The sequence below is a fragment of the Nostoc sp. 'Peltigera membranacea cyanobiont' 232 genome (assembly GCF_002245985.1).
Taxonomy (GTDB): Bacteria; Cyanobacteriota; Cyanobacteriia; order Cyanobacteriales; family Nostocaceae; genus Nostoc.
In genome coordinates, this window is record NZ_NOLK01000004.1 from 60,144 (window position 1) to 72,665 (window position 12,522).

The window sequence follows — 12,522 nt, forward strand, 5'->3', positions numbered from 1 at the left end:
GCCGATTTATGATTCTGATCTATCTAAATTTTTGGTGAAAATGCTGCATATTGTTCTTTCGTTAGCACTCCATCTCTGACATTAACTTTTTTAGGAATCAGCTTCAACTGATAATATGTATCAGCTACCTTTTGTTGTAAATTGATGAGATTGTCATCAATTGGCACAATCCCAAAATTTCTCCTATTAGTAGCTTTTCTCATTGTTACTATATCAATTGCTAGCACAGATGATAGAGTTTGCGCTACTTCTTCTCGATGCTGTTTAGAGGTTGTTTGAAAAGTTTTGAAAGGTCAAATTTTATGCTAATCGCCTCACCACGATCCGGATCGTGGCAAGGTAGATAAACGTTTCCGATGTTTCCGGTAATAACTCATAGTCTCTGACCAAACGCCGACATCCCATCAGCCAACCAAAAGTGCGCTCGACTACCCAACGTTTTTTGAGCAACACAAAGCCCTTGGTTTGCTCAGGTCGCAGAACCACTTGCACAATCCAACGGCAAAAGTCCATCACCCACTGCATGAACGGCTCACCGTCAAAGCCGCCATCAACCCAGAGGGTTGTCAAACGAGATACCTGCTCCCCGCAAGGTGTTTGACCCGTTTGAGAACTTGTTTACCCCCTTCACGCTCACCCACATTGGCTGCTGTTACCAAGACCCGCTGTGACTTTCCCCAAAGTATCAACTGTCATAAATCGCTTGCGTCCTTTTATTTTCTTGCCCGCATCAAAGCCCACGGATTGACTAACCATTGCCGCACTCTTAACGCTTTGACTGTCGATGATTCCTTCCGATGGACTTCGATGGCGCTCCTGTTCAATCCGTGTCCACTGCCGGAGACTATCGTGAATTTTCAACCACGTTCCATTTTTACGCCAGTTGCGAAAATATGTGTATACTGTCTGCCATACCGGAAAATCTCCTGGCAGCGATCGCCATCTAACTCCTTCTTACGGATTTCCATTAGTCGGTAATACCTGTGATATTGCTCATATTCATCACCCACCCTCTTAAGTATTTACTCGTAAAGTAAATAGCAAGATTTAGTACTGATACATATATTACAAAATGAAGTGCGGAATGTGGGTTAAAAACAGCAGAAGCAAATCTCCATTCTACTGAGGCTGCTTGGAATGCAGCGAAGTCAAAGCAAAACCGATATGAGGGTGTAGCCCAAGCAGGAGCTTTGTCTAGGGATAAATTAGAGGAAGCGCGGTTAGCTACAAAACAGCAACAACAAGCTGTAGCGGCACAAAAAGCAGTTGTAGAGGCGCAAAAGCAAACAATTGAGCGATTAAAACAAAGTATATATGCAGCGATCGCTAAAAAGCAACGTGCGAAAGCCGCCTTAAATCCCAGTCATGCAGATGTAGAAATTGCTACTGAGCGGATAGCCCAAGAAAAAGCCGCAGGTGAAAGCAACAAAGCAGCTTTAGACAAAGAACTGCAAGGAATGATCAAGCAAGAGTGGATATTATTTCCCGTGAAGAAACGGTACTGCGATTTTTCTTGAGAAAAGCGAGGTTAATTGCAGATTTCTAATTTTATCAAAACAGAATTCAGGAGTCAGAATTCAGAATGGATTGGAGTCCGACTAGTGAATAGCGCAGCCTAAAGCTAACGGAACAGCTTCTCTACGAGACGCTGGGCGTAGCTTGCTTCCTCGCAGGGGTACGCTTAGAGCGAGTCCGCAAACGTCGAGAGCAACGCGAAAAAGTGAGATCATCGTTCAATGAGCAGGGGGAGCAGGGGAAGAAAAGAGGAGTATCAGTAATTTTTACTACTAAAATAACCTAAAATACACTTAATTTATTTTTCTCCCCCTGCCTCCCCTGCTTACCCATTTTACAAAATCGCATTGCTCCCATGCCCAATCCCCAATCCCCAATCACTAATTGAGGAAATCAGGCTCCTCACGGACAATTCTGTCATAAAGGGGCTGGAAACCGAACCATCCACTTGTACGTGACCCCACTTGAGTTTGGGTTAAACGGGCTGTTTCGTGTTTGATAGTTGTTGGTCTACCCGCAGCTTCTGCCAGCAGTTGGGCTTGGCACGATCGCTCTAAGCTAATGTACCAATAGGCAGCTTCATCTACCGTATGTCCCACAGTTAAAATACTGTGGTTACGGAGAATTATCGCTTTATTTGGCCCCAAGGCTTGCGCCAGTCGTTGACCTTCAGAAGTTTCTAAAACCACACCTGTGAAATCGTCAAATAGCGCGTGATCTTCGTAAAAAGCACAGGAATCTTGAGTCAAGGGGTCAAGGAGACGACCTAAACTAGACCAGGCTTTACCATAAAGTGAATGGGCGTGAGCCGCCGCAATGACATCAGGTCGAGCTTCATGAATTTGAGAATGGATGGCGAAAGCGGCTCGATTTACTTCAGCATCGCCTTTAACCACCTCACCTTCTCTGTTAACTAAAAGCAGGTCAGAAACTCGAATATGACCGAAATATGTTCCTAATGGATTGACCCAAAAATGGTCTGTAAATTCTGGATCGCGAGCCGTAATATGCCCTGCGATGCCTTCGCTGAAACCAAACTTACCAAACAGGCGAAAAGCAGCAGCTAGACGTTGTTTGCGGTGGAGACGTTCGTCTTCAACTCGCTCGAATATCGGAGGTTGTGGTCTATCGTACCTGGGCATGTTCTTTTTCTTCTTCCTCTTTACAGGGAGCGTTAGAATATCCAGAGCGAAAGGATTTGACGCTATGAGATTCTGGGATGAACTGGTGACGCAAAATGCAGCCAGTATCATTACCCAAAATATGAATAGATACAGATGCGCTCTGGGATGTAGTTTTGACGGCGTGGATATCACCGTCTGGGGGTAAGAGGCGGTAGATATCCCCTGGTTGAAGCCTACGCACTTCAGTTATTTGTAATTGTGCGTGTCCTTCAGCATCGCCGTTATCTACACGGCGATAGACTGTTTCTTCTTGATTGCCTTTGTATAAACCAATCAATCCCCAGGCTAAATGGTCGTGGACAGGAGTCGTGGAACCTGGGGGAATCACCAAACTAAAGACTGACAGAGAACGGTCTTTAGCGCGATAAAGTAGCCACTGACCTATACCGCCACCCATCTTGCTTTCAGGATTAATTTGGGCAAACTTTTCAGGTAGCCATTCCTGTTGGGCAAGGAGTTCTTGGAAATATGGTTCTAATCTGGCGAGAGTTTGGGAGCGATCGCTAGCAGTGATAGCGCTAATTTCTCGCACTGTTGCTACAAAGGATCGTAATTCCTGGCTCTGAATAAACCATTGGTCTTCTGGTAATGGTTCCAAAGTGGTCTGGTTTGTCATCTATATTCCTCGATTTCGGAGGTGACTAAGATTAACTAATTACGGATTACGAATTATTTTAATGCTGGGGTGAATCTTGAAGCCAAGTTGCTCAAGTTTTAGATGAGATAGAGACTCCTTGAGAATGATAGTAAAGGGATATCGTTGAAATACAGTAGCTTTACCTTGTGACAATAGCAGCCTAGCATGGCTAATGCGTACTGGATACAACGGTTGTTGGTTGGCATCAAGAATTAATACTTTAGTCATGCAGTTTGGAAATAATCAAATTATTTACAACAGTTTTCAGGTATTTAAGCTAGGAATGGCGAGTAGTTAAATTGCTTGAAAAGACTCTGCGTACCTCTGCGTTTAAAAATACTACAATTTTCCGCAAAGCTTTACTAAGCAATAACAGCTGCTTGTCGCTCCCGCTTTTGCACTTCTGCCCGGACTAGGGGAATCACATCACGACCGTAAGCGATCGCATCTTCTAATGGATCGAATCCCCGAATCAATAGAGTCGTTACCCCCGCATCATAGTAATCTACAAGGGACTCTGCTACTTGCTCCGGCGTACCAACGAGGGCGGTAGTATTACCATAAGCGCCAGTCGCGGCAGCAATTGGAGTCCACAAACGCTTATCAAAAATTTCGCTTTCTTGGGCAAACTGTAATAAGCGACTCGAACCCACTGCTTGCGGACGCGCTGAATTCAAGTAGGGAGTTAACTGCGGTTGATTGTCTGTTTTTGCCGCCCTAATTTCCTTAACACGCGATAGAATCAAGTGCGCCCGTTCCCAAGCCTTCGCTTCAGTATCACCCAAAATCGGCCGCAAAGATACACTGAACCGTGGCGATCGCCCTAGTGGTGTTACGGCTTTTACTTCACGTATCCGTTCCTTAATTGCCGCAATGGGTTCTCCCCACATAGCATATACATCACTGTGCTTTGCCCCCACAGGTACTGCTGCACCAGAAGCACCGCCAAAGTACACGGGTACATGGGGCTGTTGCAGAGGCTTCACATCTGAGTAAGCATCTTTTACCCGATAGAATTCGCCCTCATAGTCGAAGGGAGTATCACTTGTCCATACCCGACGCACAATGTCAAGGTATTCATCTGTACGGCGATAGCGAGTATCGTGGTCAAGCCAATCACCATCGCGTTGTTGTTCAGCATCACTACCACCCGTAATAATGTGTACGGCAATGCGACCATTAGTAAAATGATCCAAAGTTGCTGTCTTGCGTGCAAACAGCGTTGGAGCCACGAAACCAGGGCGATGAGCGATTAAAAATTTCAACCGTTCTGTTGCTGCCGCCGCAAACGATGCCACAGTTAAGCCATCGGGGCCAGTTGAACCGTAACCAACCAGCACGCGGTCAAAGCCACCATCTTCATGTGCCTGAGCAAACTTGCGAACATAAGCGGCATCTATGGAACCACCAGTAATTGCAACTGTTGGCCCATCTAACTCAGATATTTGTCGCGTTCCAATCATTCCAATAAATTCAATCGGCATGGTGCATCTCCATTGGGAATTGGGAATTGGGAATTGGGAATTGGGAATTGGGAATTGGGAATTGGGAATTGGGAATTGGGCATTGGGAATTGGGCATTGGGAATTGGGAATTGGGAATTGGGAATTGGGCATTAATTTAGTTATTCTTTCTTCCCCTGCCCCCTTCCTACTTAGCCGTGGGGCAGATAGTCGCGGCAACATCTACCCTTTTCGATAGAATTTTTTGCTCTAGCATCCAGTCAGCAGTCTTCTGAATTTTGGCAACATCATCAGCATTAGGTGTTACAAGTAGCTGTGGCCCTTGATTCTCAGTTACCCGCTTGGCTACGGCTGGGGAAATTTTGATGTCCTTGACTAGAAATTCCTCTGATTTTGCTGTATTTGCATTCAACCAATTGTATTCCTCGCTTAAACCACTAAAAGCTGCTTTTACAGCCTCTGGAGATTTAGCCGCAGCCTCGTTACGCACCAGCATTACACTGTAGGTTGGCGCTGGATGGGTTGTAGTGATTCTTCTAGCACCATGCTCTAATTCAGCAACAGAAACATAAGGTTCCCAAACTGCCCAAGCGTCTACAGTCCCTTGGTAGAGGGCGGGTGCAGCATCAGTTGGAGCTAAGAAGACACGCTGAACTTTATCTTTAGGAATCTTCTCTTTTTCTAATACTTTTAATAATAGATACTCACCTGCACCAGCCTGATTGACCGCAACTTTTTTACCTACAAGGTCAGCAGGCTTACGGATAGGAGAATTACCACGCACTACGATCGCATTTGCCAATGATTCTGCTCTGGGACGCTGGACAGCACCAATGCAAAGCTCCTGACCGGCAGCGATCGCTGACAATCCAGGAATGTCCCCACACCCGCCTATATCGGCTTGATTAGCGCTAATTGCTTGGAGTAAGGTAGCACATCGATCGAAGGGGCCAGCCCATTCAACTTTGATATTCTCAGCTGCCAGCCTCTTTTCTAGCTCTCCTCTTTGACGTGCAATTGGTACTACACCTCCTTTTTGGTATCCCAACCGAATCAAACTGTTTTTCTCTTGAGTTTGGTTACTGACAGGAATGGCAGTGATATTAGTATTTGTAGAGTTACTTGCAGCGCAGCCAGAAATCGCTAAACCTAACCAGGAAGTAGCAACTAATAAGGCATTAAGGGACTTAATTGAGTGTTGTGGCAAGAAAAATAATAAATTTTTGAACTCATTCAACAACTTTTTTATTACTCCTTTGATTAAAGAAAAGATAAGAATGAGAGTCTAAAAGTAAATTCCATAACTCTCGTTCTTATCACTCACTAGGGATTTTTAAGGAATAAATCATCCAATCTTGTGAGGTAATCTCACAAGAATTCGTTGGATATTTTTATTAGGAAGTCTTTTAGCTGTGATATTGATTCTTTTAAATACGGCAAGTCGGTCGGATAACTGTTGAATTAACTACAAGCAAAAATTATCACATCCAAATTAAAAAAGCAAGTCGATTCTTAGTATCTCCAGGTGAGAACAACGCGAAAAAGTGGAATTGTCCATCTCAACTACAGTTTATCGTTCGTTTAGAATGCCAAAAAGCAAGGAAAAGCTTTATTCGTACCAACTTATCAACTTCACTCAAAGACTAAAAACATGCTCAACTTAGAAGTAGAAGATCGCAAACAATTAATAACTCTCCTAAAAGATTTACCTGAACTGGCTACAGAGCGATCACGTCAGCAAATTTTGGAGCTAGCAGGTTTGAAACAGGTAATACCCATGATCAATCTTTCGGGTGCTTCATTTGTGGCAGTTAGTGAGATCGTTAGCTATCTATCTAATTACGGGCGTTTAACCTATGACCATGAGGCGCTGGGACTGTTATTGAATACTTTGAAAAGCCTTATGGGAGTTCAGCAGCAAGAGTTTTTGGATATGCTGCTGACTAAGTATGACATGATGACCCCGATCGCAAGATTACCTGCTATCAATGAGTGGCAAGGGGGAAAAACAACTTCAGATGTATTAGAGAAAATAATTGGTGAGAATACTCTACGCCCAATCTCATTTTTACAGCAGGGACTTCAGGTAGCGCGGTCAGTTGCCTATATTGGGGTAAGAACTAGCCAAGAACGCTGGTCAGGAACCGGATTTCTTGTGGCTCAAGATTTATTATTGACTAATAATCATGTTCTGCATAGCTCAAATCTACTGGCAGATACAATTTTTCGTTTTAACTACGAAGAGAATTTTCAGGGAGAAGCTCAACAAACTGATGAGTATCGCCCTAAACCTAATGGAGCTTTTCATACTAGCCAAGCACTTGATTACACTTTAGTTCAACTCGGAGGAGAACCTGGAAAAAAATGGGGTTGGTTGCCACTTGTATCTAAACCAATTAGTGTTGGTAGTCGAGTTAATATAATTCAACACCCATCAGGACAATCTAAGCAGATTTCGCTTCAGAATAATTTTGTTCAATACGTGGGTGGTAATGTGGTGCAGTATATAACCTCTACTTTACAAGGCTCCTCTGGTTCTCCAGTTTTTAATGATGGTTGGCAGATTGTGGCTCTACACCATGCTGGGGGTAATATCCCTGAACCAACAACTCAGCAGCGTTACTTTAGAAACGAGGGGATACAGATAGAAAGCATCTTAGCCGATTTACCCCTGGAGCTTGTAAACTTGCTTAAAGCGGCAACTAATACCTCATTTTAAAGAGCTTCTACAAGTATCTAAAGTTCAATAAACTATGAATATCAAATCCCAGTTGCTACAGTTACTAGTAAAAATGCCAAATACTCAAACTGTTGGAGAGCGTAGAGCGCTATTGACTTTCACGGGATTTGATTATCTAAATACTAGGATAAATGAAATTCAAAGCAGTAATATTGCCTTTTTTAATGAGTTGATTGAACTTATATTTTCGGAAGGACAAGATAAATTATTATATTTCATTAAAACACTTGCAGATAGTGAATTTATTGGGTTAGAAGTTAGGCAAAAACTCAATGATATCATTACAAAAATTTCGTCTTTAGAACATCAACAATGCAATACTGAATTTATCGAGCAGAAGAATACTCAATCAGTTAGTATTATTTATACTAGCAGCCGAAATGAGGAAAGCTTAGAGGAACAACAAGATAAAAAGTTGCTTGTTCCACCAATTCTGGGAACTCAGCCTTTTGAATTTACAGTTGTGATAGTAGATTCCCAAGGCAAAGAGATTAAACGTAGTCGAAGGCAAAACTACTACTTAACTCAAGACCTTGGTAACGGGGTAACTTTAGAAATGGTCTATATTCCAGGTGGAGAATTTTGGATGGGTTCACCAGAATCGGAGGGAAAGCGATACTCCAACGAAAGACCTCAACATCAAGTAACAGTCAAACCATTTTTGATAAGTAAGTACGCGATTACACAAGCACAATGGAGAGAAGTTGCTACTTTGCGAGAAGTTCGTCAAAACTTAAAACTTCGCCCGTCACGTAACGGAGGCAAAAGCCATCCTATTACCCAAGTTTCTTGGTTTGATGCTGTTGAGTTTTGCGATCGCTTATCTGAAAAAACAGGTAAACAGTATAGTCTTGCTACCGAAGCAAAGTGGGAATATGCTTGTCGTGCTGGAACGACAACTCCTTTTCATTTTGGGGAAACTATTACTTCCGACCTAGCTAATTATGATGGTAGTTACTCTTATGGGTCAGAAAGAAAAGGAATTTATCGTGAAATAACTACTTTCGTAGGTAGTTTGCAGGTTGCTAATTTCTTTGGACTATTTGATATGCACGGTAACGTTTGGGAGTGGTGTTTAGACCATTGGCATGAGAATTATCATAATGCACCGAATAATGGAGATACTTGGTGGGATCGCAGTGATAATCAAACTCGTGTAATGCGTGGTGGATCATGGCGCAACGACCCGCACCTGTGCCGATCAAGTTCACGCTTACAAAAAAATGCGAGTGACATGTCCAACCATGTTGGTTTTAGAATTGTTTGCTCTCTATAGACTGATGTATTGTAAACTTTTGTGAATTTATTCATAACTTATGCTAGTTTATCCTCCTCTAAAGATGAATTGTCGATGGTGAGGTGTTGATGCTTTTTGCGTGCTGCAAGAGTTTGGCGATATTCGTATGCTTGAGGCGCTGGTTCAAATATATCAATCCTCAAAACGCCAGTTGCTTTCTGAATTTCTTTAACAGCTCGCTCAATCTCATCCATTGAAACTTTGAAAAAATCTCTCTTTGGGTTAACTGTATTCACCTTTTTATCATCAAAACGTTGATGCAAGCGCTGCAATGTATCAAAAGCATCTTCAGAGAATATTTTGAAGTGAATATCAAATTGAAATGGAACTGCGGGGTTCATATCCCTAATATATTCATCTTCTTTATTACGAATAGTTCTACATATTCGGTATACATCCCGCTCAAGAGAGCCTATATTAGAAATTATATAAATGTATCCCGATTTGAGTCTTCTAGATTCAGAAAGAGCATTTTCTTTATCATTTCGATCTTCAGCAACTTGTTGTTCTAGTTCCTGAATTTTCAAATATAGTTGTTGTCGTTTTTCGCCTTCAGTCAGTTCTATTTCTTGTCTAACTTTGTCAAGCTCTTGTTGGTGAAGTATTTCTCTTTCTTCAGCTTCTTCAGCTTTCTGTCTTACCTTGTCAATTGACTCACGCTCTTTGTTTTGCTTTTTATCTTCTAATTCTCTCTCACGCTCTTGCTGTTTTTTATCTTCTAGCTCGTACTGTAAATCTAACTCAATTAATTTCAATTGTAAATATTCTTCTGATATTTTGAAATTTAAAGTTTTTAAACATTTATTGTATTTATTAAATGTATTATTTATTCTCTTTTTCAAAGAATCAACATTGTTATATCTAACTTCTTTTACCGCATACTTACATCGTTCTTCAAACGCAAGCTCAACCAATTTGAGAATGTCGTTTATCATTTTGTCGCCTTTTCTTTTACTATCACCAACAGTCCATTGAGTATCACAAATATAGGCTTGGTTATTTTTTACCATATTTTCCTGTTGTAACTTGATATTCTTCAGCCTATGTATGTAGTCTTCAGAACTGATAAACTCATACTTTGGCTCATAATAATCTATAGATTGAAGATAGACTTTTGCATCAAGTTCAGAAAATTGCTGCTGAAGATTTATGATTTGGGTATTAAGAGATTTCTGTTTATTTTCAAGTAAATGAATATTTGATTCCAACTGCCGTTGATACCCCTCTTTGTCAGCTAATGTATCATATTTACGTAACTTATCCCTCACCTGAGACTCTGCAATTAATGCTTGTACTAATGCAGCAATCAGTCCGGCTACTAATACCACTAATCCTAGAAGTGTTAACGACATAGAACCTAGTATTCACACTTGTGTACCCTTTAACTTAGCTTAGAGTATTTTTTTAGACGTGTGGCAAAATAATTAGTCATAGCCGATGAGATATTTTATCAAAAGGGCGTAATTGCTTGTAAATGCAAGATTTTTTCTAACTGTGGATGCTCGAAGCTAAGTTCTCTAGCGTGCAGATATAACCGACTGGTAGCTGCATCACATCCATAAAGGCGATCGCCTAAAATAGCAATCCCAAGTCCTCGTGGATCAGCTGCATGAACCCTCAATTGATGGGTGCGTCCTGTTAGCGGCGTAAATTCTACGCGGCTGTAATCTTGTTCTCTCGCCATTACTTGGAATTGTGTCAAGCTGGGTTTACCATGTTGCCAATCAACTTTTTGATAAGGGCGATTTTCAGGATCTCCCCACAATGGCAAGTCAATTACACCTTGTTCAGCGATCGCAACACCTGAAAGTATGGCTTCATAAACCTTGTGAACCTGGCGTTGCTGAAATTGCTGGCTGAGTTGTCGGTGGGTTTGGCGATCGCGTGCTAACAACAAAATCCCAGAAGTTTCTCGATCTAGGCGATGCACAGATGCAAGCGCCATACCATCCGGTAACAGATGACGTAAGCGACTCAAAACACTATCTTGGCGATCGCTATAACGCCCAGGTACTGAAAGTAGTCCAGCAGGTTTATTTACAGCAATCAGCCATTCGTCTTCATAAAGAATGGGTAAAGTGACCTCTCCCCCTTCCCTTGCAGAGAAGGGGGCTGGGGGGTTAGGTTTCAAGCCAGATAGTAAAAACCCCATCAATGGCTGACATCGTTCAGCACACGCGCCATAAAATTCTCCTTGAATTTTATCTTGATTTATTGAAGATGCACCCCACCAAAACTCTGCCATTGCTAGTGGTTTTAAATTATGTGTTGCCGCATAATGTAGTAACTTTGGGGCACAACAGTCTCCAGTGCCAGTGGGTAAACCTGTTGGCATCAATTGCTGTAACGATCGCGATCGCCTCGAAAAATTAGTCAGGCTGTAGCTAGCGTGCATCTGAGCTTGTAATTGACGGGATAGCGCTTTACGCTGTTGTTTCAGTTCGCTAATTCGCGCATCCGTTGCTGCAATTAACTGCTGAAGGGGCTGTAATACTTCATTTTGCTGGCGTTTAAGTTGTCGTCGCTCAATTCCCTGCTGACGACTTTCTTCATCGAGTTGTTCAAGGGCAATAGTAAGTGCTTCTGTAGTGAGTGGATTGCAGATTTGCTGACGTTTTTGCTGTCGTTGATGTTTGCAATGACGATGGCGATCGCTCATTGCTTGCAACTGCTGTTCAAATTCATCAAACAGAGTTTCATACTGCTGGCGTTCACTTAGTTGCTTCAAGCTAAGGATTTCCTGCTTAATCGCGTCTAACTGTGCTAAAGTGCGGGTTTCCTCCAAAACAACTTCATCTCGTCCTGGAATTGGTGGAATCCAGCCTTCAACCACACTGGAACCATTCAAAAGACCGGAAAAGGCTTTTAGTACTCGTTGTTCGCCATTAGGCAGTTCAACCAACAGTATTCCATACATCTTGTCTTCACGAGAATAATAGTCATTGTTAGCAAGCTGTTGCATTAGTCCGTGGGCGATCGCTTCGGAAATTGAAGTGCGGGGTAATTTTAGGCGATGGCCACTTTCAAGAGAACGCCCTTCGTACCAATAACTCGGAGATGAATCGCTGACAGCAAAATCGCAGTCGATGAAATCTGAAAGTGCGTACAGAACTACCATACAAAGTATGATTGCGAATTTAGCCCGATCGTAATATTGTAATTAGCGATCGCTGATTTATATCATTTTAATGCCCAGTAAATGCAGTATCTAAAGCTGCATATTAGCATGACTTTCTATTCAACCCGCTTAACTTCAAATCTTTGTAACCCTTCAGGGACTTCATACTCAACCACAACATCTTTAACCACAGCAGCAGGTGGCCCAGAATGACACCAGCGAAGCATATCATCTACAACCTCTCGCGCCCCTTCAAAGACTGCCTCTACTCGACTATCGGGGAGATTCCGCACCCAACCGGTTAATCCTAACTGTCTAGCTGTATCCACAGTGGAATAGCGATACCCCACTCCTTGAACTCGGCCAGAAATGAATACATGGGCACGGGTAATTTTTGGCAGTGCTGTAGAATTCTGCATAAACTGGTCTAATCTTTGTGTTTCCAGTCTACCTAATTTAGGTGTGAGGCAGGAGCAAAAGAGAAGAGAATTGCCCTAAAAGCTTACAGCATAAAGTTTTAAAACTCTTGCAACTCGCCGAACTTCTCTCGGCTCAATACGATGTTCAT

The 12,522-nt window shown here is 42.3% G+C and carries 13 protein-coding genes and 1 pseudogene; 4 read left to right on the plus strand and 10 right to left on the minus strand.

The annotated features are described in order from the left end of the window. Window positions 1-23: 23 nt before the first annotated feature. Window positions 24-203 carry a hypothetical protein gene (locus tag CDG79_RS02465; RefSeq protein ID WP_223277982.1) on the minus strand — a complete coding sequence of 60 codons (180 nt, stop codon included), beginning with the start codon at window positions 201-203 and terminating at the stop codon, window positions 24-26. 97 nt (window positions 204-300) lie between these two features. Beyond that, a pseudogene (locus CDG79_RS02470) lies at window positions 301-954 on the minus strand (IS5 family transposase); the annotation flags it as partial. A gap of 236 nt (window positions 955-1,190) precedes the next feature. On the opposite strand from CDG79_RS02470, the gene CDG79_RS02475 reads away from it, so the two are divergent. Next, complete coding sequence (locus tag CDG79_RS02475) at window positions 1,191-1,517, plus strand: hypothetical protein (protein WP_189524853.1); 327 nt, start codon at window positions 1,191-1,193, stop codon at window positions 1,515-1,517. 378 nt (window positions 1,518-1,895) lie between these two features. Here the strand turns inward: CDG79_RS02475 and CDG79_RS02480 are convergent, their stop codons facing one another. The 4 genes from CDG79_RS02480 to CDG79_RS02495 form a co-directional block, all read right to left on the minus strand. Then, window positions 1,896-2,657, minus strand: a complete 762-nt coding sequence (locus CDG79_RS02480; protein WP_094340279.1) for a class II aldolase/adducin family protein — start codon at window positions 2,655-2,657, stop codon at window positions 1,896-1,898. Next, window positions 2,641-3,315 carry a hypothetical protein gene (locus CDG79_RS02485; protein ID WP_094340284.1) on the minus strand — a complete coding sequence of 225 codons (675 nt, stop codon included), beginning with the start codon at window positions 3,313-3,315 and terminating at the stop codon, window positions 2,641-2,643. The genes CDG79_RS02480 and CDG79_RS02485 overlap by 17 nt, the downstream gene beginning before the upstream one ends. A gap of 39 nt (window positions 3,316-3,354) precedes the next feature. Next, window positions 3,355-3,564, minus strand: coding sequence for an RRXRR domain-containing protein (locus tag CDG79_RS02490; protein ID WP_094340287.1), 210 nt, complete (start codon window positions 3,562-3,564; stop codon window positions 3,355-3,357). Between the two features lie 134 nt (window positions 3,565-3,698). Continuing rightward, window positions 3,699-4,820 carry an LLM class flavin-dependent oxidoreductase gene (locus CDG79_RS02495; protein WP_094340289.1) on the minus strand — a complete coding sequence of 374 codons (1,122 nt, stop codon included), beginning with the start codon at window positions 4,818-4,820 and terminating at the stop codon, window positions 3,699-3,701. 12 nt (window positions 4,821-4,832) lie between these two features. Between CDG79_RS02495 and CDG79_RS44695 the strand changes: the two genes are divergently transcribed. Then, complete coding sequence (locus tag CDG79_RS44695; RefSeq protein ID WP_262985770.1) at window positions 4,833-4,955, plus strand: hypothetical protein; 123 nt, start codon at window positions 4,833-4,835, stop codon at window positions 4,953-4,955. 31 nt (window positions 4,956-4,986) lie between these two features. Here the strand turns inward: CDG79_RS44695 and CDG79_RS02500 are convergent, their stop codons facing one another. Further along, window positions 4,987-6,036 carry an aliphatic sulfonate ABC transporter substrate-binding protein gene (locus CDG79_RS02500; RefSeq protein WP_223277983.1) on the minus strand — a complete coding sequence of 350 codons (1,050 nt, stop codon included), beginning with the start codon at window positions 6,034-6,036 and terminating at the stop codon, window positions 4,987-4,989. Between the two features lie 414 nt (window positions 6,037-6,450). On the opposite strand from CDG79_RS02500, the gene CDG79_RS02505 reads away from it, so the two are divergent. Further along, window positions 6,451-7,518, plus strand: coding sequence for a trypsin-like peptidase domain-containing protein (locus CDG79_RS02505; protein WP_094340291.1), 1,068 nt, complete (start codon window positions 6,451-6,453; stop codon window positions 7,516-7,518). A 34-nt stretch (window positions 7,519-7,552) separates the two neighbouring features. After that, window positions 7,553-8,815 (plus strand): SUMF1/EgtB/PvdO family nonheme iron enzyme, encoded by a 1,263-nt coding sequence (locus CDG79_RS02510; protein ID WP_094340293.1) that lies wholly within the window; start codon window positions 7,553-7,555, stop codon window positions 8,813-8,815. 38 nt (window positions 8,816-8,853) lie between these two features. Here CDG79_RS02510 and CDG79_RS02515 read toward each other — a convergent pair whose 3' ends face one another. The 3 genes from CDG79_RS02515 to CDG79_RS02525 form a co-directional block, all read right to left on the minus strand. After that, window positions 8,854-10,188 carry a DUF4041 domain-containing protein gene (locus tag CDG79_RS02515; RefSeq protein ID WP_094340296.1) on the minus strand — a complete coding sequence of 445 codons (1,335 nt, stop codon included), beginning with the start codon at window positions 10,186-10,188 and terminating at the stop codon, window positions 8,854-8,856. Between the two features lie 98 nt (window positions 10,189-10,286). Continuing rightward, complete coding sequence (locus CDG79_RS02520; protein WP_094340298.1) at window positions 10,287-11,954, minus strand: RluA family pseudouridine synthase; 1,668 nt, start codon at window positions 11,952-11,954, stop codon at window positions 10,287-10,289. Window positions 11,955-12,070: 116 nt separating this feature from the next. Continuing rightward, window positions 12,071-12,373, minus strand: a complete 303-nt coding sequence (locus tag CDG79_RS02525; protein ID WP_094340299.1) for an acylphosphatase — start codon at window positions 12,371-12,373, stop codon at window positions 12,071-12,073. Window positions 12,374-12,522: the final 149 nt, after the last annotated feature.